The sequence below is a fragment of the Acinetobacter sp. T63 genome, assembly GCF_053852345.1.
Genome location: NZ_CM132659.1, coordinates 648,833 through 670,961 on the forward strand (window position 1 = coordinate 648,833; position 22,129 = coordinate 670,961).

At 47.1% G+C, this 22,129-nt stretch carries 21 protein-coding genes; 13 read left to right on the plus strand and 8 right to left on the minus strand.

Annotated elements, in window-relative coordinates:
• The first annotated feature begins 145 nt into the window (after positions 1-145).
• Entirely contained in the window at positions 146-1,132 is a 987-nt protein-coding gene (locus ACVLR6_RS03085) for a diaminopimelate dehydrogenase (RefSeq protein WP_455995809.1), read from the plus strand.
• 209 nt (positions 1,133-1,341) lie between these two features.
• Here the strand turns inward: ACVLR6_RS03085 and ACVLR6_RS03090 are convergent, their stop codons facing one another.
• A complete protein-coding gene (locus ACVLR6_RS03090) occupies positions 1,342-2,517 on the minus strand; it encodes a thiolase family protein (protein ID WP_104470652.1) in 1,176 nt (391 codons plus the stop codon).
• Positions 2,518-2,639: 122 nt separating this feature from the next.
• Entirely contained in the window at positions 2,640-3,164 is a 525-nt protein-coding gene (locus tag ACVLR6_RS03095) for a GspH/FimT family pseudopilin (RefSeq protein WP_016659816.1), read from the minus strand.
• A 377-nt stretch (positions 3,165-3,541) separates the two neighbouring features.
• Here ACVLR6_RS03095 and omp38 point away from each other — a divergent pair, with 377 nt between their 5' ends.
• Together omp38 and ACVLR6_RS03105 are read left to right on the plus strand one after the other, a co-directional pair.
• Positions 3,542-4,606 carry an outer membrane protein Omp38 gene (gene omp38 / locus ACVLR6_RS03100; protein WP_160243504.1) on the plus strand — a complete coding sequence of 355 codons (1,065 nt, stop codon included), beginning with the start codon at positions 3,542-3,544 and terminating at the stop codon, positions 4,604-4,606.
• 97 nt (positions 4,607-4,703) lie between these two features.
• Positions 4,704-5,234 (plus strand): hypothetical protein, encoded by a 531-nt coding sequence (locus ACVLR6_RS03105; protein ID WP_045794979.1) that lies wholly within the window; start codon positions 4,704-4,706, stop codon positions 5,232-5,234.
• Between the two features lie 80 nt (positions 5,235-5,314).
• On the opposite strand, the gene ACVLR6_RS03110 is transcribed toward ACVLR6_RS03105, so the two are convergent.
• The 3 genes from ACVLR6_RS03110 to ACVLR6_RS03120 form a co-directional block, all read right to left on the minus strand.
• A complete protein-coding gene (locus tag ACVLR6_RS03110) occupies positions 5,315-6,778 on the minus strand; it encodes an amino acid permease (RefSeq protein ID WP_160241580.1) in 1,464 nt (487 codons plus the stop codon).
• On the minus strand, positions 6,778-7,812 hold the full coding sequence (locus ACVLR6_RS03115) for a class I SAM-dependent methyltransferase (protein ID WP_160243503.1): 1,035 nt from the start codon (positions 7,810-7,812) through the stop codon (positions 6,778-6,780). Before ACVLR6_RS03115 ends, ACVLR6_RS03110 begins: the two co-directional genes overlap by 1 nt.
• Positions 7,813-7,877: 65 nt before the next feature.
• Positions 7,878-9,248 (minus strand): uracil-xanthine permease family protein, encoded by a 1,371-nt coding sequence (locus ACVLR6_RS03120; RefSeq protein WP_005175824.1) that lies wholly within the window; start codon positions 9,246-9,248, stop codon positions 7,878-7,880.
• Between the two features lie 173 nt (positions 9,249-9,421).
• Here ACVLR6_RS03120 and typA point away from each other — a divergent pair, with 173 nt between their 5' ends.
• Together typA and mscL are read left to right on the plus strand one after the other, a co-directional pair.
• The gene (typA, locus tag ACVLR6_RS03125; RefSeq protein ID WP_005175828.1) at positions 9,422-11,254 is read left to right on the plus strand and encodes a translational GTPase TypA; all 1,833 of its coding nucleotides are present in this window, start codon (positions 9,422-9,424) and stop codon (positions 11,252-11,254) included.
• A 173-nt stretch (positions 11,255-11,427) separates the two neighbouring features.
• Entirely contained in the window at positions 11,428-11,865 is a 438-nt protein-coding gene (gene mscL / locus ACVLR6_RS03130; protein WP_005175830.1) for a large conductance mechanosensitive channel protein MscL, read from the plus strand.
• Positions 11,866-11,978: 113 nt separating this feature from the next.
• Here the strand turns inward: mscL and ACVLR6_RS03135 are convergent, their stop codons facing one another.
• Complete coding sequence (locus ACVLR6_RS03135) at positions 11,979-12,263, minus strand: peptidylprolyl isomerase (protein WP_005175832.1); 285 nt, start codon at positions 12,261-12,263, stop codon at positions 11,979-11,981.
• Between the two features lie 5 nt (positions 12,264-12,268).
• Positions 12,269-13,129, minus strand: coding sequence for a bifunctional DNA-formamidopyrimidine glycosylase/DNA-(apurinic or apyrimidinic site) lyase (mutM, locus tag ACVLR6_RS03140; RefSeq protein WP_127800807.1), 861 nt, complete (start codon positions 13,127-13,129; stop codon positions 12,269-12,271).
• A gap of 274 nt (positions 13,130-13,403) precedes the next feature.
• On the opposite strand from mutM, the gene otsB reads away from it, so the two are divergent.
• The 8 genes from otsB to ACVLR6_RS03180 all read left to right on the plus strand — a co-directional run bounded on the left by otsB (position 13,404) and on the right by ACVLR6_RS03180 (position 21,142).
• Positions 13,404-14,243 carry a trehalose-phosphatase gene (otsB, locus tag ACVLR6_RS03145; protein WP_127800809.1) on the plus strand — a complete coding sequence of 280 codons (840 nt, stop codon included), beginning with the start codon at positions 13,404-13,406 and terminating at the stop codon, positions 14,241-14,243.
• A complete protein-coding gene (locus ACVLR6_RS03150; protein WP_160243502.1) occupies positions 14,194-15,624 on the plus strand; it encodes an alpha,alpha-trehalose-phosphate synthase (UDP-forming) in 1,431 nt (476 codons plus the stop codon). The genes otsB and ACVLR6_RS03150 overlap by 50 nt, the downstream gene beginning before the upstream one ends.
• Positions 15,625-15,817: 193 nt before the next feature.
• Positions 15,818-16,795, plus strand: coding sequence for a hypothetical protein (locus ACVLR6_RS03155; RefSeq protein WP_005175840.1), 978 nt, complete (start codon positions 15,818-15,820; stop codon positions 16,793-16,795).
• A complete protein-coding gene (locus tag ACVLR6_RS03160; protein WP_005175842.1) occupies positions 16,783-17,577 on the plus strand; it encodes a PIG-L deacetylase family protein in 795 nt (264 codons plus the stop codon). The genes ACVLR6_RS03155 and ACVLR6_RS03160 overlap by 13 nt, the downstream gene beginning before the upstream one ends.
• Entirely contained in the window at positions 17,558-18,172 is a 615-nt protein-coding gene (locus tag ACVLR6_RS03165; RefSeq protein ID WP_087662250.1) for an SAM-dependent methyltransferase, read from the plus strand. The genes ACVLR6_RS03160 and ACVLR6_RS03165 overlap by 20 nt, the downstream gene beginning before the upstream one ends.
• Positions 18,169-18,849 carry a glycosyltransferase gene (locus ACVLR6_RS03170; protein WP_160243501.1) on the plus strand — a complete coding sequence of 227 codons (681 nt, stop codon included), beginning with the start codon at positions 18,169-18,171 and terminating at the stop codon, positions 18,847-18,849. Before ACVLR6_RS03165 ends, ACVLR6_RS03170 begins: the two co-directional genes overlap by 4 nt.
• Before the next feature lie 173 nt (positions 18,850-19,022).
• Positions 19,023-20,147, plus strand: coding sequence for an NADH:flavin oxidoreductase/NADH oxidase (locus tag ACVLR6_RS03175; RefSeq protein ID WP_455995814.1), 1,125 nt, complete (start codon positions 19,023-19,025; stop codon positions 20,145-20,147).
• A gap of 59 nt (positions 20,148-20,206) precedes the next feature.
• Positions 20,207-21,142, plus strand: a complete 936-nt coding sequence (locus tag ACVLR6_RS03180) for an AEC family transporter (protein WP_168407314.1) — start codon at positions 20,207-20,209, stop codon at positions 21,140-21,142.
• Positions 21,143-21,199: 57 nt separating this feature from the next.
• Here ACVLR6_RS03180 and ACVLR6_RS03185 read toward each other — a convergent pair whose 3' ends face one another.
• Positions 21,200-22,012, minus strand: coding sequence for a tetratricopeptide repeat protein (locus ACVLR6_RS03185; protein ID WP_005175859.1), 813 nt, complete (start codon positions 22,010-22,012; stop codon positions 21,200-21,202).
• Between the last annotated feature and the right edge of the window lie 117 nt (positions 22,013-22,129).

Genomic DNA, 22,129 nt, shown 5'->3' on the forward strand with positions numbered 1-22,129 from the left:
CAAATACAACATTGTGGCACAATATGGTGCATTCTGTGAGCAGGCTGAATCATGGCTTGAATCCACAGAAGAAGCACCCAATCATCTTCGTTTTGTGAATCTGATTTGGAAAAGTTTAACTATTAGCTTGAAGTGACTTGTCTGTATGCAACATTCTATTCGTATTGGTATTGCTGGTTATGGCAATTTAGGGCGTGGTGTGGAAACTGCCATTCAAAAGAATCCGGATTTACAGCTTGTGGGTATTTTTACTCGCCGTGCGCCTGAAACTGTTTCACCCTGCTTTACTGAAACAAAAGTTTTTCATATGGATGTATTGGCTGACTTCCAGAATCAGATTGATGTACTGATTTTATGTGGTGGATCGAAAGATGATTTGCCTAAACAGACCCCTGAATTAGCAAGTAAATTTAATACTGTAGACAGCTTTGATACGCATGCGCGTATTCCAGAGTTCTTTGATGCTGTGAATGCACCAGCACTTGCGAACAAGAAAACCGCCATGATTTCAATTGGCTGGGACCCGGGTATGTTCTCTATCAATCGTTTGTTCGGTGAAGCATTACTTCCAGACGGTGAAACCTATACCTTCTGGGGTAAAGGTTTAAGTCAGGGGCACTCAGATGCGATTCGTCGTGTAGAGGGGGTGAAAGCGGGTGTGCAATATACCATTCCATCCACCGATGCGATGGACAAAGTGCGTAGTGGTTCACGTCCAGAGTTAAGCACCCGAGATAAGCATACGCGTGAGTGCTATGTGGTACTTGAAGAAGGTGCAGACGCAGCCAAGGTTGAACAGGCGATTGTGACCATGCCGGACTATTTTGCGGATTACAATACAACGGTAAACTTCATTGATGAAGAAACTCTTCGTAATGAACACAATCGTATGCCACATGGTGGATTCGTGATTCGTAGTGGCAATACCAGCGATGCCCATAATCAAGTCATGGAATTCTCTTTGAAACTGGGGAGTAATCCTGAGTTTACGGCAAGCGTATTGGTGGCTTATGCACGTGCGTGTTACCGCATGAACCAGATGGGTCAGTACGGTGCGAAAACCGCATTTGATGTTGCACCAGGTTTATTGTCGATGAAGTCACCGGAACAACTGCGTAAAGAAATTCTTTAAGTATTAAAATTTAAACGGTTACTTTAATTGTGATGATAAAAAGCCTCCAAGTGGAGGCTTTTTATTTTCCTTCCTAGTAGTTCTCTCTCCCTTTGGGAGAGAGTTAGAGAGAGGGTAGATCTCTCCCTGGCCCTCTCCTTGTAGGAGAGGATTGGGAATGATTGATTGAATCCCTCTAAGTCTCCCCTTTAAGAAAGGGAGACTTTCAATTAAAGCAACTCAATCGCCACAGCAGTTGCTTCACCACCACCGATACACAGGGCTGCGATACCACGCTTGCCGCCGGTACGTTTCAGGGCATGAATCAGGGTTAAAATAATACGTGAACCGGTCGAACCAACTGGGTGACCAAGTGCACAGGCACCGCCATTGATGTTGACTTTTTCTGGGTCCAGTTTGAACTCGTCCATTGGACACATGGTCACCATGGCAAAAGCTTCATTGATTTCCCACAGATCCACATCTGCAACCGTCCAGCCGGTTTTATCCAGAACTTTTTGAATTGCACCGACTGGCGCAATGGTAAATTCAGATGGATGCTGTGAATTCGAAGCATAGGCAATCAGCTTGGCTAGCGGTTGTAAACCTTTTGCTGCAGCGTTGTCTGCTGAGGTTAATACAAGTGCAGATGCACCATCCGAAATAGAGCTGGCATTGGCCGCAGTAATGGTGCCATCTTTAGCAAACGCTGGGCGTAGTGTTGGAATTTTTTCAATATTGGCGTTGAATGGTTGTTCATCTTTATCGACCACGACATCGCCTTTACGGGTAGACACCGTTACAGGCACGATTTCATCGGTAAAATAACCTTCATTCACTGCAGTTTGTGCACGTTTTAATGAACGAATAGCAAAGTCATCCATTTGCTCGCGGGTATAACCTTTGGTATTGGCCATGTCCTGTGCAAAAGAACCCATTAAACGGCCGGTTTCTGCATCTTCAAGCCCATCTAGGAACATATGGTCTTTGACTTCACCATGGCCCATACGGAAACCGCCGCGTGCTTTTGGCAGGATATACGGCGCATTGGTCATTGATTCCATACCACCTGCAACCACGTAAGTTGCTGAACCAGCTTTAATCATATCTGCGGCTTGCATGACCGCTTTCATGCCTGAACCACACAGTTTATTAATGGTTACGGCACCGGTTGAATCCGGTAAGCCTGCCTTACGCATGGCTTGACGTGCAGGACCCTGTTTTAAGCCAGCCGGTAAAACACAGCCCATAATGACTTCTTCGATATCGGTCGGTTGTAAGCCAGCACGAGAAATAGCGGCTTGAATGGTGGCTGCACCTAAGTCGGGTGCGGTTAAACTGGCAAGACTACCCTGAAAACCACCCATTGCTGTCCGTGCACCATTAACAATTACGATATCCGTCATCGTTGTATCTCCAATCTGTTTCTAATCAATTCAATATTTATTTTGAGCTTAAGCCTTAGCAGTATAGGGGAAAAATCCACAGAATAAAGCGTAATTTTCCTACATCTTTAGACGCATAAGTTTTAGCAGCTATTGGGAAATTCTATGCGTAGAAAACCACGATTACTGAGGAAAATACGCTGATTGGGGGTAAAACCTGAACAATAATAAAAACTGCCATTAGAGCCTAAAGGTAAACCCTGCTGGGCGTTAAATCTGAGACTGGGCAGAGACAGGGCGCCTTTCCATTCCAGGTTACCGTATTTCAGGCGGGTCTTTTCAGTTAAGACAATAGATTCACCTGAATCGAGGCTTCGGTTGCGGTTATGATCGATAAAAATAATAAAACCGCTGTTCCATTGATTATTCTGACATTGCTGCAGATCGGCACTGGGGCAAATTACAATATTGGCGCGATAGGTGAGCGCTTGGGATTTGGCCAGGTTAATACTATATTGCAGTAAATAACGGATGCGCTTGGCTTCTTGCTGGGCCAGATATTGCTGAAAATGAGGCAAAGCAATTGCACTGATGATGCCAATAATTGCCATCACCACAATGAGTTCAAACAGACTAAAGCCTGAAGTGTGAGATTTAATTGGGTACATACTAAGTAGACCTATAATTTTTATATTTTTATTATGTTTCTGTAATACAAAATATTGTTTTGTAATATTTTTCTAGGTTGTCATTATTTTTACGCATCTTTCTATAAAGCTGCTAAAATAAAGTGGAAGTGACAATAAGCTATCCACAACAAAAAATTGAGTAAAAATTTACCGAATTACAACGGAAATTGTAAGTAATTTTGTCAATAATTTACTTGATTAAAATTATCAAGCACTTGGAAAAAGAATAAAGTGTTTGTATGATTCAAAGTGACTAGCTTAAAAAGAAAACTGGGGTAAAAAAAGCCTATCTCAGGATAGCCAAAACTTTAGGCTTGAGCTTGAACAACAATTTGTTATCTCTGGAGGATAAATCCATGAAAATGAGTCGTATTGCATTGGCAATGCTCGTAGCTGCGCCTTTAGCAGCTGCAAACGCAGGCGTAACTGTTACTCCATTAATGCTTGGTTACACTTTCCAAGACACTCAGCACAACAATGGTGGTGATGACGGTGAGTTAACTACTTCTGGTCAAATGGAAGATGATTTATTTGTAGGTGCTGCACTTGGTGTTGAACTTACTCCTTGGTTAGGTTTCGAAGCTGAATATAGCCAAGTTAAAGGCGATATGACTGATTTGGCTGGTGCTGAATACAAAGGTCAAAACATCGCGGGTAACTTCTACGCGACTTCAGACGTATTCACTAAAAACTATGACAGCAAAGTTAAGCCATACGTATTATTAGGTGCTGGTCACTACAAGTATGAGTTTGATGGTGCTACAGAAGCTGAATTAGGCCGTGTAGGTCGTGGCTTTAAAGAAGAAGGTACTTTAGGTAATGCTGGTGTGGGTGCATTCTGGCACTTAAACGATGCATTAGCGCTGCGTACTGAAGCACGTGGTACTTACCACTTTGACGAAAAATTCTGGAACTACACTGCTTTAGCAGGTCTGAACGTTGTTCTTGGTGGCCGTTTGAAACCAGCTGCTCCAGTAGTAGAAGTTGCTCCAGTTGAGCCAGTTGCTCCAGTTCAACCAGCTCCACAAGAGTTGACTGAAGACCTGAACATGGAACTTCGCGTATTCTTTGATACCAGCAAATCAAACATCAAAGATCAATACAAGCCAGAAATCGCTAAAGTTGCTGAGAAACTGGTTGAGTATCCAAACGCAACAGCGCGTATCGAAGGTCACACAGACAACACTGGTCCACGTGCACTGAACGAACGTTTATCTTTAGCTCGTGCGAACTCTGTGAAATCGTCACTTGTAAACGAATACAATGTTGACCCAGCTCGTCTGTCAACTCAAGGTTTCGCTTGGGATCAACCGATTGCTGACAACAACACCAAAGAAGGTCGTGCTATGAACCGTCGTGTATTCGCGACAATCACTGGTAGCCGTACAGTTACTGTACAACCAGAAGCAGCTGCTCAATAATTTGAGTAGACCTTAGAAAAAACGACTCTTCGGAGTCGTTTTTTTTTATAATGGAATTTTATTGCCTTAAAAATCCCGCAGTCTGGGTAAGATGGATATGAGCACAGAAATTCCGGATCAACTCCTTCAACTTGAAGCCAATGGTGGTATTTTTGCTATTTGGAAGATTTTTCAGCACTATGGGATTGATCTGGAAATTGCCGATCTGGTCCAGCTGTGCCGGCATAATAATGAAGATGGCACTTTCGGAATTGCGCTAGCAGTGGGGTTGAAAAAGCTGGGGCTTGAGGTGAGCTTTCATACCGATCCTGATCCGCACCAGCACCCGACGGAAGTGTTGTGTTATCAGGAAGCGCAGCAATTACAGATTCCGCTACAGCCGGCACTCAGCTATAGCGCTTTGCAGACATGTGTTGATCAGGGCCGCTTTGTGATAGTGTTCTATGACACACTAGAAGGCGTGGGGAATCATTCCTTAATCTATTCGATGGATGCAGAAGAGGTCTGTTTCTTTGACAGCTTTGATGCAATGCCAGCACAGGTTTTCGAGCAGCAGCGTCAGGCAGAGGGCATTTGCCGTCAGGCCATTGTGATTGATGACCGAAATTTTGTGATGCGTTATAGCTAAGCCACATTTATCGAGATCATAAAAAAAGCAGTCACTTGGACTGCTTTTTTGTTGCGTGCTTTTAAAGAAAGCTGAATCAATTATTCACGGTCGATCTTCATCGGCTGCACATCCATCTGCTGATAAGGAATCAGCTTGGTTTTGTATTTCCATTTATAGCCTAACCAGATGGCCAGGAACAATAAAATCCCGATATAGGTGGAAAGCACAGCCAGCCACTCACCCTCAAGTACCGCCTGATAGTTCTGGCCCAAGACCACAATCGCACATAAAGTGAAGGCAAACCATGGTGCGAACGGGAAGAACTTGGCACGATACGCCAGATCTTCAAGTTTATAGCCCTGAGCAAGATAGCCTTTGCGGAAACGATAATGAGAAACCGCAATACCCAGCCAGACAATAAAGCCACACATGCCTGACATATTTAGTAGCCAGTTAAAGACCTGTTCTTCACCAATAAAGGTGGTCAAGAAACATAATGCAGCAATGGCTGTAGTGGCATACAGCGCATTCATCGGTACGCCACGTGGATCAAGGCGGGCAAAGGCTTTTGGTGCACTGCCTTTACGTGCCATATCAAACAGCATACGCGTAGATGAATACATGCCTGAGTTACCCGCAGACAGGATCGCCGTTAGAATGACTGCATTCATGACGCTGGCTGCAAAGGCAAAACCGGCCTGTTCATACAGTAAGGTAAACGGTGACAGTGCCACATCATCTGTTGCAGCGGCCTGGAGTAATCGTGGATCATCATAAGCAATCAGGGTGCCGATAATGAAAATACACACGATATAGAACAACAGGATACGCCAGAAAATCTGTTTGATTGCAATCGGAATAGTTTTCTGTGGATCTTTGGATTCACCTGCAGCCACGCCGACCATTTCTGTGCCCTGGAAGGAGAAACCGGCAATCATCGCCACACCAATCAGGGCTGATAAACCACCGACAAAGGGTGCTTCACCTTGGCTCCAGTTACCAAAAGTTGCAACATCCGGGGTCATCATGATCTTGGCGATCATGACCAGACCAATAATAATAAAGATGATAATCGCAAGCACTTTGACTAAAGAGAAGAAGAACTCGGACTCACCAAAGCCTTTGACTGTCAGGGCATTAATCGCAAACACCACGGTCAGGAACAGGGCACTCCAGTAGAAACCGGGAATATCCGGGAACCAGAACTTCATGATGAACTGTACCGCAACCAGTTCAAATGCCACGGTAATGGCCCAGTTATACCAGTAGTTCCAGCCTAGCGCGAAACCAAAACCACCTTCAACATATTTGCTGCCATAGGTAAAGAATGCACCTGAGGTCGGATTGTGGGTCGCCAATTCGCCCAAGCTGGTCATCAAGAAATAGATCATGACGCCAATCAGGGCATAGGCCAGTAATGCACCACCCGGACCGGCATTGGCAATGGTCGCACCGGAGGCCAGGAATAAACCGGTCCCGATCGATCCGCCAATGGCGATCATATTTAAGTGGCGAGCACCGAGCTTACGCTGCAGCTGTCGGCTGTGTTGAGTTTCGCTCATCATACTTCCTTAACATTTTTTTGAGTGCTCGCGAACAGCACTTTAAAACCTTGTTGATCTGCCTTGACCGTACACTGGCCAAAACTCTGTTCAATCAACAGGGGATAATTTAAAAAGCGGTTGGCCACAATCCACAGTTCACCACCCGATTTCAGGTGGCGGCGCGCAGTTTTGCACAGTTTTTCGCTGGCATCATAGTCGGTCTGAATCCCCTGATGAAAAGGCGGATTGCTGACAATGGCATGTAAAAACAGCGGCGCATCTTCAATGCCACTGACGGCTTTAATTTCAAGCTGCTGCTGATTGAGCTGGTTGTGCTCAAAAGTCATTTGGGTTGAAGCGAGTGCAAAAGCATCTACATCCAGCGCGAAGATACGGTTATCTGGATTCAGCTTGGCCAGATAGGCACTGATAATGCCGGCGCCACAACCAAAATCGGCAATTTTACCCGATGGCACCTGGCTTAAATAAGGCAGGAAGACCGCTGTACCGATATCAAGCCGGTTCTGGCTGAACACACCTGGCAGGGCACAAATCTGTAGATCGCCTTTTGGCGTCGCCACAGCATAACGCTGCGCCCAGTCGGCCAGTGCTTTTTTCTCGACGCTGCAGTCTAGTGTTAATTGCCAGAGTTGGCAATGACGGGCACTGTCGAGTTTTAAGGCTTTACCATAAGGCTGTAACTGTTTGGCTGCACGTTCGACGCCGCCTTTTTTCTCACCGACCAGAAAAACACTACTGCCGGTTTGCAGATGGGCGGCAACATTGTGCAGCACATAATTCAGCAGTTCTTTGGATTTCGGCACAAAAATAACCGCCTGATCAAATTCGCCTTCTGGAAAGTCGGCACCAAAATGAACGGGGGCAGTCTGGTTCTGGAAATAGTGGTAATCGTTAAAATTCCATGTCCAGAAAAAAGGCTGAACCGATTCACCGAATTCAGCGAACAGCTGGTCTGTAGGCGCATTGATCAGTAACACACGACCTGATAAATAATCATATTGTCGTAATAGCACTTCGCTTTTAGCATCCATGAGTCGCTCTCCAATAGAAAAACACTGTCCAAGTCCGGCTCAGACAGTGTTTTCTGGACATGAAATTACTTCTTGGTTTCAGGTAATACAATATTCAGAATCAGCGCTGCAATACCGCCGGTCGCAACACCTGAGCTAAAGATATTACGGAATAATTCTGGCAGATGCTCCAGAATTTGTGGCACTTGTGCAACGCCTAAACCCAGTGCCAGAGAAATGGCAATGATCAGCAGGGCGCGACGGTCCAGATGAATACCCGATAAAATGTTAATTCCCGATGCGGCTACCGCACCAAACATGACCATCACTGCACCACCCAGAACGGCTTGAGGCACAGCCTGAATCACGCCAGCAACGGCTGGTAATAAACCTAAAATCACCAGCATCGCGGCAATCCAGATTCCGACATAACGGCTAGCCACACCAGTTAACTGAATCACACCGTTGTTTTGTGCAAATACCGAACTTGGGAAGGTGTTGAAAATACCCGCAAGGAATGAGTTGGCACCATTGACCAGCACACCACCTTTAATACGCTGCATCCATTTTGGACCATCCACGGGCTGGTTCGACAGTTTAGAGGTTGCGGTGATGTCACCAATCGCTTCTAACGACGTAACCAGGTAAATAAAGGCCATTGGAATAAACAGGCTCCAGGAGAATTCCAGACCAAAGTGCATTGGAGTTGGCACTTGTACCAGTGGCGCCTCTTGTAGACCAGAGAAGTCCAGATGACCCATAAAACCGGCCACAATATAACCCACGATCAGGGCAATCAGGATGGCGGAGCTTTTAATCCAGGTGACATTAATCCGGTTCAGGATAATGATTAACGCTAGAACGGTACAGGACATGATCAGGTTGTCGGCATTGGCGAAAGTCTTGTCCGACATGGCCTGATAGCCACCGCCCATACTGATTAAACCTTCTTTAATTAAGGTTAAACCAATCAGCAGGACCACAATCCCGGTTACCAGCGGGGTAATCAGTTTTTTAACCCATGGCAGAATTTGTGAAACACCCATCTCGATAAATGAACCGGCAATCACCACACCAAAAATAGCAGCCATAACCGACTCAACTGGTGTACCTGCTGCGACCATTGCAGAACCAATCCCGATGATTGGGCCAATAAAGTTAAAGCTGGTGCCCTGAACAATTAACAGTCCGGCACCAAAAGGACCTACTTTTTTAGCTTGCAGGAAGGTTGCAATCCCCGAAATCACCAAAGACATCGATAAAATCATGTTGGTGTCTTCTTTGGAAACACCCAAGGCCAGACAGATCAACAGACCTGGTGTCACAATCGGGACAATAATGGCCAATAAGTGTTGGAAGGCAGCAAGAAAAGCAATAAACGGTTTAGGACGGTCATTCAGACCATAGACCAAATCCAGTTGCGGTTTTTGATCAGGAGATGAATTAAATTCAGACATAAGTCAAAAGCAAATTAGGCTAGGTGGCGGTATTCTAATCGAGTTACACGTCTTTACAAACTTTAAATCGTCGCTTCTGTCGAAAAAAGTTCGATTGTCAATAAAGTGTCACTACTAAATGAGAGTATTTTTCTGTATAATTTGCCCTCAAATTTAAAGCGTATCGAATTTACATGTCAGATATTAAAACTCTCCGCAACATCGCGATTATCGCGCACGTTGACCACGGTAAAACCACTCTTGTAGATAAACTTTTACAACAATCAGGTGCTCTCGGTGAACGAGCGGGCGAGATTGAGCGTGTCATGGATTCAGGCGCTATTGAAAGTGAACGTGGTATTACCATTCTTGCAAAAAACACTGCAATCAAATGGTTAGATAAACGTACCGATACTGAATACCGTATCAACATCGTGGATACCCCGGGACACGCCGACTTCGGTGGTGAAGTTGAACGTGTCATGTCGATGGTGGATTGCGTACTTCTTCTGGTTGACTCACAAGAAGGTCCAATGCCACAAACCCGTTTCGTAACGCAAAAAGCGTTCGCACGTGGTTTGAAGCCAATCGTGATCATCAACAAGGTCGACAAGCCAAACGCGCGTCCTGACTGGGTGATTGACCAGGTATTCGATTTGTTCGACAACCTGGGTGGTACTGACGAGCAGCTAGACTTCCCGGTGGTATATGCGTCTGGTTTACGTGGTGTTGCTGGTCCATCTCCAGAAGAACTGGCTGAAGACATGACACCGTTGTTCGAAACCATCGTAGACATTGTTGAACCACCAGCAGTTGATGTTGATGGTCCATTCCAGATGCAAGTGTCTTCACTGGACTATAACAGCTTCGTGGGTGTAATCGGTGTTGGTCGTATCCAGCGTGGTTCTGTAAAACTGAACACACCTGTAACTGTCATCGACAAAGATGGTAAAACACGTAACGGCCGTATCTTAAAAATCATGGGTTACCACGGTTTAGAGCGTATTGATGTAGATTCTGCATCTGCGGGTGACATCGTATGTGTAACCGGTATGGACGAGCTGCATATTTCTGACACCATCTGTGATCCGAAAAATGTTGAAGCATTACCACCGCTTTCTGTAGACGAACCTACCGTGTCGATGACATTCCAGGTCAACAACTCGCCGTTCGCGGGTAAAGAAGGTAAGTTCGTGACTTCACGTAACATCCGTGAACGTCTAGACCGCGAATTGATTCACAACGTTGCACTGCGCGTTGAAGATACTGACAGTCCTGACCGTTTCAAAGTGTCTGGCCGTGGTGAACTTCACCTTTCAGTTCTGATCGAAAATATGCGTCGTGAAGGTTTCGAGATGGGTGTATCTCGTCCGCAAGTGATCTTGAAAGAGATTGACGGCGAAATGCAAGAACCGTACGAAAACGTAACGTTTGACGTTGAAGAACAGCACCAAGGCGCTGTGATGGAACAAATGGGTAACCGTAAAGGTGAGATGACCAATATGGAAGTGGACGGTAAAGGCCGTATCCGTATTGAAGCAACTGTTCCTTCACGTGGCCTGATTGGTTTCCGTTCTGAATTCATGACCATGACGTCTGGTACCGGTATCATGACCTCTAGCTTCTCGCACTACGGTCCAATGAAACAGGGTTCTGTAGCAAAACGTCAAAACGGTGTACTGATTTCTATGGTTCAAGGGACTTGCTTGGGCTATGCACTGTTCAGCTTGCAAGACCGTGGCCGTCTATTCGCTAAACCTCAGTTAGAAGTTTACGAAGGTATGATCGTGGGTATTAACTCTCGTTCAGATGATATGGTGGTGAACCCAACCAAAGCGAAACAGTTAACCAACGTACGTGCATCTGGTACGGATGATGCGTTAACTCTGGTTCCTGCAATTGAATTCACACTTGAACAAGCACTTGAATTCATTGAAGATGATGAGCTGGTTGAAGTAACGCCGAAGTCAATCCGTATCCGTAAGCGTTACCTGACTGAAAACGAACGTAAGCGTAACAAATCTTAATTTTTAAAATTAAGAAGAAAAAAGAAACCGCCAGGTCCACTTGGCGGTTTTTTTGTATTAAATGTTCTAAAACTACTTGGAAATAATTGAAAAAAGCGTACATTAAGCAGAAATCAAATCCTAGTAATTATGTATACTTCATCACATAAATAAAGATATATTCTGGAGCGCATATGAGCATTTTAAAAGAATTTAGAGAGTTTGCCATTAAAGGCAACATGATGGACTTGGCAGTCGGTGTCATCATTGGTGGTGCATTCGGTAAGATTATTGATTCACTGGTAAAAGATGTGATCATGCCGCTGATTTCATGGATTTTAGGTGGTGATGTCGATTTCACCAATAAATTCCTGATTCTGGGTGATAACCCGAACAATGTCCAAACCTTGGCTGCTGCCCAGGAAGCCGGTCTGAACATTTTCCATTATGGTAATTTCCTGACCATCTTCATTAACTTCCTGTTATTGGCCTGGGTGGTGTTCTGGTTGGTGAAACTGATGAACAAAATGCGCCGTAAGCAGGAAGCAGAGCCAGAACCGGCAGCAACTCCAGAAGATATCGAATTACTGCGTGAAATTCGTGACGAATTGAAAAAACGTCCGCAGGCGTAATTGAAAGTAAAAGAAAACGGCGCAAAGACGCCGTTTTTTTATAGAATCCCTCCCAACCTCCCTTTAATAAAGAGAGGAGAAGTCCCTCTTTGCTAAAGGGGGATTTAGAGGGATTAAAAATCCATCCGGAATTTAATTTCCACCAAATGAAAACCAAACTGGCTTTTGACCGGGCCATGCAACACCCGTTCAGCAGCCGTAAAGACCAGTTTATCAATCACTGGAACCAGTTGGCCTTTTTTCACTTCACCGAGTTCACCGCCACGTTTGGCTGAGTTGCAAGTGGAATACTGTTTGGCAATTTTGGCAAAGTCTGCTCCCGCTTGCAGCTTCTTTTTTAGCTGCTCGGCAGTATCTTTATCTTTCACCAGAATATGACGGACGATGGCCGTTTTCATGGGTATTACCTCGCTGTATGTTTTGGCTTGCTGGTTTTAGGACGAGCCAGTTTGACTTTCTTCAGCGGTTGGCACTCCGGGCAAAACACTGAGGCGCGCTGACCAAGCTTGAGGTTTTCCAGTGTGGTTTCACAGTTGACACACATTTCACCGGCACGACCATAGGCCAGCAGGGTTTGCTGAAAATAGCCATTTTCACCCATGGCATTGCTATAGTCGCGTAAGGTCGATCCACCCAAATCAATGGCCTGTTTTAAAATCCGTTTGATCTCCACAGTTAGTTTGTCAATCTGTTCCAGACTTAAGCTCGACGCCGGTTGTGCCGGGTGAATGCCCAGATTAAACAGACTTTCTGTGGCGTAAATATTGCCCACGCCCACCACCACATGGTTATCCATGATTGCAATTTTAATGCCGACATTTTTGTTTTTCAGTTTATCGGCCAGATAGTGAGCATTGAAAGCATCACTTAAAGGTTCAGGCCCGAGCGTATCAATCAGTTTGCTTTGCGAGTTTTCATCTAGCCAGAGAATACAGCCAAAACGGCGCGGGTCGTGGTAGCGCAGCTGAATATCATCAAACTGGATAATCAGATGGTCATGTTTGCGCAGTTCGGCCTCGGGCTCACATAGGCGGAAGCTGCCGGACATGCCCAGATGCCACAGCATGCTGTCCTGTTCAAACTGGGCCAGAATATATTTGGAGCGACGGGTCAGGTTCAGTAGTTTTTGCCCGACCAGTTTGTGTAGATCGTCTGGAATTGGCCAGCGTAAGCTGGACTGGCGTACCTGCACGGCGTGCACACGCTGTTCTAGCAGCGGTAATAAACTGGTTTTGGTGGTTTCAACTTCAGGTAATTCAGGCATGGGCAGGCTTCGGCATGAGGATGCAGCTAATATCGGGTTGAATCTTGAAAAATACAAGACAGAGCAAGGCTGCATTATAAAGTGAATTGCCGTACCGCGCAGCCGGATCAGTCTTGCGGCTCAAACTGAACATTCACAGAAAAATAAAAGCGATTCAGCGTCCAGGTAAAAAAATGTAAGCCTGCACATCATTAATGTTGAAAATCACATGCCGCCCACAAAAAAACGCCAAGATAGGGCAAAACAAAAATGAGTTATCCAGATGAGGAGCAACATGCATACGCCGCAACACATCATCGAGATCTGTCAGCAGCAGCAACGTCAATTGAATCTGTTTCTCGATTTAGACGGCACTCTGGCCGATTTTCAGCTTGACCCGCAGCACAGTTTTATTCCCACCTCGACTTTAAATACCCTGGCCGAATTATTGCAGTTGGGGATTCCGGTGAGTGTGGTTACTGGCCGTTCCATTGAGATGGCCAGACAGCTGTTACAGCAGTTACCGCTGCCGATTGCTGAGTTACATGGATTACAAATTTGGTGGAATAGTACAAAGAAATTACAACTTGATTTAAGTCATATTAATTATAAGCAGCTCCGGGCAGACCTGAGTCAGGCCTGTCGCGCCTACCCGAATTTACGTATTGAGGATAAGCAGTTTTCGGTAGCCCTGCACTACCGGGAATATCCAGAGCTTGCGCCGGTTGCACAGCAGATTATGGCGGTGCTGCAAGTGCGTTATCCTCAACTTAAGCTCAAGCAGGGCAAGTGTGTGGTCGAGCTTTTGCCTCAGCAAGCGAGTAAAGGTTTTGCAATTAGTCGTTTACTGGAAGCAATGCCAGAAAACAGCACTTTTCCCATTTTTATTGGTGATGATGTGACGGATGAAGATGGATTTGCCGTGGTCAATCAGCATCAGGGTTTGAGTATTAAAGTTGGTGAAGGCGAGACACAGGCCCACTATCGGCTGGCCAATACCCAAGCGGTGGCAGAGTTGCTGCATTTAATAAAAATACATTGCGAAACAGGAGCAATGACCATCAAAAGAGGATGTGAGGGTAAAAATGTCAAAGCTAATCGTGTTATCCAATCGGGTCAGTTTACCGAATCCTGAAAAAAAAGCCGCAGGTGGTCTGGCGGTGGCCATGCAAGATGCACTGCATGATATTGGCGGGGTCTGGGTGGGCTGGAATGGTGAAAGAGTCGAGCAATTTTCCCAGCTGAAATTCGACTCGGTGCAGCATCAGGGTGTGGAATATCTGACCAGCCCCTTAACTGAACAGCAATACCAGCAATATTACTGTGGCTTTGCCAACAATGCCTTGTGGCCGGCCATGCATGATCGCAGCGATTTAATTGAATACTCCACAGACGAATATCTGACTTATCAGGAAGTCAATCGCATGTTTGCCGAACAGCTACAGGCGATTGCCGAGCCGGATGATGTGATCTGGGTGCATGACTATCATTTTTTCAGTATCGCCCGGCATTGCCGCCAGTTAGGCATGCATAACAAGATTGGTTTTTTCCTGCATATTCCTTTTGCCCATGAAGCGGTGTGGCGGGAAATTCCGGTGGCATCACGTTTACTGCAAGACCTCTGTGAATATGATGTAGTTGGACTGCAAACCCAGCGCGATCAGCAGCAATGTATGCGCATTTGCCAGACCATGCTCAGTGGTGAGGAAATTCATCCTTATATCCTGCGTTATCAGAATAAGCTGACCATGATGAAGAGTTACCCCATTGGGGTGAATCCAGACCTCATCCAACACGCGGCCGCTCAGCCCTTAACGAGCACCCAAGATATCTTTGATTTTGACTCCCTGGCCCAACAAAAAACTATTATCGGCGTTGACCGGATTGATTATTCCAAAGGGCTGCTAGAACGTTTTGATGCTTTTGCCCATTTCCTGGCTTCTTATCCTGAATATTACCAGCAGGTGGTGGACCTGCAAATTGCCTGTCCATGCCGCATGGATATTCCCGCCTATCAGCGCCTGTACCAGCGTTTAGAAGACCAGATTGCCGCCATTAACAGCCAATATGCTACAGCAGACTGGTTGCCGGTGAATTGCAGTCATCAGACCTTGGCACATGAAGTGCTGATGAAAATTTACCGCCAGTCGGATATTTGCTGGGTCACTTCTTTAAAAGACGGTATGAATTTGGTGGCCAAAGAATATATTGCCGCTCAGGATGCCAATGATCCGGGCGTGCTGATTTTGTCCGATAAAGCCGGTGCCGCAGACCAGATGCCGGATGCACTAATTGTGAATCCACATGACCGCGAGGCCATGACGCGAGCCCTGAAACAGGCACTGGAGATGCCGCGAGCAGAGCGGATACAGCGTTACAGTCGCTTAATGGATGGTCTGAAAAAATTTGATATTGCCGACTGGCGTACTACTTTCTTAAATGATCTGCGCCATAACAGCTTCCTGTATCACTACAAGATGCCGCTTCGCGCCCAGGTCTCGCCGGTGATTCACTAATACGTTAACAATTTTCAATATTTATCTGCCCAGCCACGTGCTAAATCTAAACAGGGTCATCAGTTAAAAACATCAACATCGCCGTACTGTGACTGCAAGTTTGGCTACTCATGCCCGCTTGTGGTCACTGTGCTGGCAATGATGACAACCGGATAGATTGAGAACAATTATATATTTGGAATATAGAACCACTATGGACCAGATTCTGGCTGAATTTGAACAGCAGACAGCGCCTACCGCCGAAGATTACGTCACCACACTACGCCGTTTGCTGGCAGTATCACCTGAATTTCCTCATCCGGGCAGGGGGCAAACCCTGCTGCGCTGGCAACTGCTGGCCAAAGTTGCGGCCACCGATTTAACTTTGGTGAAATGGCTGGAATCACATTTCGATGCGCTGAGTATTTTAAACGAACTACAGATTCAGTCCGTTCCGGCGGGCTGGTGGGCAGTCTGGGCCGCGGAAGGCCATCCACAACCTGTACAGTATGAGCAGGGCTATTGTTCCGGTTATAAGGCTTGGTGCTCGGCGGCATATGCGGTGGATTTTGGTTTAATGACTTATCGCGGTGCAGATGGCCAGTCACAATTATTGATGGTCGAGATGCAGCAGCCTTCAATCCAAGTAGATGATAGCAGTTGGCAAGCCATCGGTATGCAGCAGACGGCCACAGCAACTGTTCATTTTCAGCACACTCCAGCCACACGCATTGCACAACCCGGAGATTATCTGAATCGGCCGGGCTTCTGGCATGGTGCAGCCGGTGTTGCGGCCTGCTGGTATGGTGCTACAGTACGTCTGGCTGAATATTTACAGCAGCATGTGCAGCAGAAAACCCATGCCTATCATGAATTGTATTTGGGCGAAGTCAGTACCCGACTGGCCGTGACACGACAGTTTTTTACCCATGTGGCTGCCCAGATAGATGCAGCGCCGGCACACAGCCATGAACTGATCATCCGGATGTTACGCGCCCAAGTTGAGGATACTGCGCTATTGGTACTGGAAAAGGTCGGAAAAGCGCTAGGCGCACGACCTTTTTGCGAGCAGGCGCATTTTGCCCGGTTAGCTGCCGACTTGCCGGTGTTTTTGCGCCAGAGTCATGCTGCTTTTGATCTGGCTGCAATTGGCCGCTTATCGCTACAGGAGGGGCAAACATGGCAACTCTGATCGATCCGGTAGTCGGTGACCGGAAAATCTATGGTAGCGGTACCGATCAGGCGCAGTGGCTCAATTGGTCCGGACTGACCGGGCTGCCGGATTTGAATCTGACGCAGCACTTTCCTGAGCGTGGCCGGGTACTAATTTTCGCGCCACATCCCGATGATGAAATTCTCGGTTGTGCGGGTCTGATGCAGCAACTGGCCGCGGCAGGGCGTGAACTGCTGCTGGTTGCAGTAACCAATGGTACCGGCAGCCATCCTCGGTCAAAACGTTATAGCGTTGAGCAGCTGAATGTGCTGCGGCCACAAGAAAGTCTGAATGCCTTGGCGGTGCTGGGACTGGAACATAAGGTCCAGCGCATTGCCCTGAACATTGCAGATGGCCAGGTGATGCAGGCTGAATCCGAACTGTTGCAGCAGCTACAAAACTGGGTGCAGCCTGAGGATATTCTGGTGACCACCTTCGCTCAAGATGGCCATCCCGATCATGAAGCCACCGGACGGGTGGTGCAGCATTGGGCCAGACAGCACCGGCAGCGCTGTTATCAGGTGCTGATTTGGGCCTGGCATTGGGCCATACCGGCAGATGCACGGATTCCCTGGGCGCAGGCACGAAAACTCCGTTTAACTGCACAGCAGCTGGCTTTAAAACAGCAGGCGATTCAGTGTTTTAAAACTCAGATCGAGGCTGATGACACTATTCACCAGCCGCCAATTTTATCGGCAAAAACCATTTCACGACTCTTAATCCCGTACGAGGTCTATATTGATGCGACTGAACACGGATGACTATTTTGACCAGCTGTATCAGGACAATGATGATCCCTGGCACTATCAGCAGCGCTGGTATGAGCAGCGTAAACGGCAGCTGTGTCTGGCGGCCTTGCCGCAGGCGCGGTTTCAGCGGGTACTGGAAATTGGCTGCAGCAATGGCATCTTCAGTGAATTGCTGGCTCCGCGTTGTCAGCAGCTCATCTGTGTAGATGCCAACCGTCGTGCGGTTGAACTGGCACAGGCCCGTCTGGCGAGGTTTGCGCATGTGCAGGTGCGGCAACAACGTGTTCCTGAAACCCATCTGGCGCTGGAAAATGATAGTCTATTTGATCTGATTATTCTCAGTGAAGTGGCCTATTACCTGCGTCCGGCCGAATTAGTGCAGCTAATGCAGCAGCTGCAGCAGTGTTTAAGTGCAGACGGTACGCTGCTGGCCTGTCACTGGCGTTACCCGATTGCAGGCTTTGAGCTGAATGGCGATCAGGTACATGCCTGTTTAAGGCAACACTTGGTGCTGCATCATTATTTGCAGATGAATGATCCGGATTTTCTGCTCGATCTCTGGACTCAAGATGCACAATCTGTGGCTGCGCGGGAGGGACTGATATGAGGATGGCGGTGGTCGTGCCTGCCTATAACGAAGCCGAAACGCTGGGTGCCTGTCTGGCGGCTATTCAGCAGGCTATTACACAATTACCGCCCGCTGTGTCCGAAGTAAATGTGCTGGTGGTGCTGGACAGTTGTGATGATCAGTCTGTTGAAATTGTACAACAGGCCGGAATCGACTACTTGTGTTGTGAAGTACGCTGTGTTGGTAAGGCACGGGATTTGGGTGTGCGCGCCATGATTGCCAAAGGCGCCGACTGGATTGCCTGTACCGATGCCGATACCCAGGTCGATGCGCAGTGGTTATCTGCACAATATGCCCATCAGCCGGCAGCGCTAATTTGTGGCGTGGTTGAAATTAAAGACTGGTCGCCTTTATCTGCGGCCGCCCGGCAGAAATATCTGCGCCATTATCAGGACAAAATGGACCATCGGCATGTGCATGGGGCTAATCTCAGTTTTTTTGCTGCGGCCTATTTAAAAGCCGGTGGTTTTCAGGCCAGCAGCTGTCATGAAGATGTGCAGCTGGTCGAGCAGATGCAGTGCTTAAACCTGCCGATTGTCTGGAGCAACCAGGTACGGGTCACCACCAGCAGTCGTCTGGACAGCCGGGTCAGTGATGGTTTTGCCGCCTATTTGAACCGGCTGGAACAGGCTTGTCGCGCTGCGTCTGAAGTGTGAGCGATCGTGCAAAAAAATGGCTGTCATCGGGCTGACAAAAACACAGCGTATTTTGATCAACACCACAGTTTAATTCGGTTACATAAAGCGGTAAAAATAAACAGCTTTTAGCCAATTCGGCCGTCTATCTCGGTTAGAATAATTTTCATGAAAATCATAAGGCAGGATCGCCCATGGCATTATTATTTGAACCTATCCATTTTGGCACGCTCGAATTAGACAACAGAATTATTATTGCCCCCATGTGCCAATATTCGGCCAATGACAAAGGCGAGCTCAGCTATTGGCATGAGCAGCAATGGGCCAACTATGCCTTGTCGGGTGCCGGTTTATGTATTATTGAAGCCACGGCGGTGCAGCCAGAAGGGCGGATCAGCTATGCCGATTTAGGCCTGTGGAATGATTTGCAGCGTGCGCAGATGAAAGCCTTGCTGGCCAAAGTCAAAACCTTGTCACCAATGCCATTTGCAGTGCAGCTGGCGCATGCTGGACGTAAGGCATCTACCGATAAACCGTGGCTGGGCAAAGACCAGTTTGCGCCGGATCATGCCCAGGGCTGGCAAACCGTATCGGCCAGTAATTTGCCGTTTAACCCGACCGATCATACCCCTCATGCACTAAGTCTGAATGAAATTGAACAGGTGATTGCCGACTTTGCCAGTGCTGCGGTGCGTGCAGTGGATGCCGGCTTTGATTTAATTGAAATCCATGCTGCCCATGGCTATCTGCTGCATCAGTTTATGTCGCCGTTATCCAATGTCCGCGATGATGAATATGGCGGCAGTTTTGAAAACCGGATTCGTTTAACCCTGGAGGTATTCCAGGCCATGAAACAGGTGGTGCCAGAAGGTTATCCGATTGGGGTGCGTCTGTCTGCTACCGACTGGATGGATGCGCAGGGCGGCTGGAATATCCAGTCTACGGTCGGGGTAGCTAAAGCGCTGGAACAGTTGGGTGCGGCTTATATTCATGTGTCCAGTGCCGGTCTGCATGCCCAGCAGAGTATCGAGATCGGGCCAAGCTATCAGGTGCCTTTTGCTCATGCCATTAAACAGGCGGTGCACCGTATTCCGGTGATTTCAGTGGGCCTGATTACCGAAGCGGTGCAGGCTGAAGAAATTCTGCAAAATCAGTATGCAGATGCCATTGGACTGGCACGAGCGATGCTTTATGATCCACGTTGGCCGTGGCATGCTGCCGCTGAACTGGGCGGGCAGATTGCCATCGCGCCGCAATACTTGCGCTGTCAGCCGCATGGCTTGAAAGATTTGTTCCATCCATTTCCTGTTCAGGAATAAGCAACAGCAGCATCAGGGATGATGCATTTTAGATCTCGTTCTAGAGAAGGAAGGCACTTTTGTTGCTGAATATTTTACTGCCCTTGGTGGCAGTACTGGCGCTGGGCTATAGCAGCGTACGTACCAATTTTCTGGCGGCCACGCATATTCAGGCGCTGAGCCAGTTTGTGATGAAGGTTTCACTGCCAGCCTTTTTACTGTATGCCCTGGCCAGTAAAGACCTGGCTGAAATCTGGCATCCCGGTTATTTTATTGGTTATGGGCTGGGCTCGCTGATCCTGTTTTTTCTGGCGCTGGTCATTTATAAAACCTATTTCCGGCATAGCCTGACCCACGCCAGTGTGCTGTCGATGGGCGCGTCGATGTCCAATACCGGCTTTATTGGCACGGCTATTTTAACCCTGCTGATTGGCAGTCATTCCGCCATTTATCTGTCATTAACTCTAATTATTGAAAACCTGATTATTGTGGCGATGGTGCTGTTTCTGGCCGAAGCCGGTTTGCAAAAGCAAAACCATCATCTTTCGGCGTTATACCTGAAAACCTTAAAAAGTTTGCTAAAAAATCCGGTGATTCTGTCGATTATTGCCGGGATGACCTGTGTCTTGCTTAATTTAAAACTGCCAGACAGCATCAATCAGATTCTGGAGATGCTTGGCAAAACTGCCTCGCCGTTGGCTTTATTTGTGATTGGTGGCAGTCTGGTCGGAATGCAGCTGCATTCGGTTAATCTGCAAAGTGTGCTGTTGGTCGGGATGAAAGTCCTGCTGATGCCGCTGGTTATTTTCACCTTGTTGTGGAGTCTGCCCAATGTCAGCTCGGAAATGCTGTTTGTCGGCACCTTGCTGGCGGCACTGCCGATGCCAGTGGCCTTTGGGATTTTTGGCCAGAACTATGGCCTGAATGAACAGGCACTACAGCCTTTAATTATGAGTACGGTATTGGGTTTAATCGGGGTGGCTTTCTGGTTAAGTCAGTCATCGTATTTTCTTTAAGTCATCATGAGCCCAAATAAAAAAGCCCGATTATCGGGCTTTTTGCGGTCAGGCGCATTAGCTTTTCTTGGCTGCTGCTTTTGGTGGATTCTTGGCCTGATCGGCAATCATCTTGTCCACCACAGCCAGCGATTCTTTGGCTTGCGGGACATTTTCCTTGGCCAGAGCAGAGAAAATCTTTTTCGCTTCCGGCAGGTTTTGTGGCACGATGTTGCCATTGGTAAACATATTGCCGACCGCCATCAGCGCTGGAATATAGCCTTTTTGTGCTAAATCCTGAATGCTCTTTAAGCCTTGCTGAATGGGTGCTTCATTTTTGTTTTTAAAGCCCAGGCTAATGTCATATAAGGCTTTGGCATGAATGGCCTGATTGTTGCCTTTTTTAATGAGGGGTTCCAGTAATTGCAGGCCTTTTTTATCTGAATCGGCTTTGTTTTCAGAGAAATACACCACCGCTAAATCAATGGTGGCATCATGAAAGCCTTGTGATGAAGCTTTTTGCAGATACTGTTTGGCTTTATTGGTATCCTGTTTTAGACCCAAAGTGCCGGTCAGATGGTTTTTACCGAGTACATAATTCGCCACCGGATAGCCTTTTTTCGCGGCCTGCTCATATAGCTCGATGGCTTTCTTTTCATTTTTGGCCGTACCTTGGCCGGTTTGGGTCAAATAACCCAGATTATAAATCGCTTGCGGATTACCGGTTTTGGCCAGTTTGTCTAATTCCTGATAGGCTCCGCTCAGGTTGTTGGCTTTGACCATGGCTTCAATTTTGGCGAAAGCCGGATCGGTCGGAATACTGTTATTGCTGTTGGCGAGGGTAAATTGTGTCGAAAGGGCAACCAGACTTGCCAAAATCAGTTTTTTCATCGTTGTATAAAACCTTGTATCAATAACCACATAATTCCATTTATGTGTGGGGAATAAATTGTCACTCATCATCATAAGATGAAATCAAAGAATGTAAATATAGATGTATCGGAATCC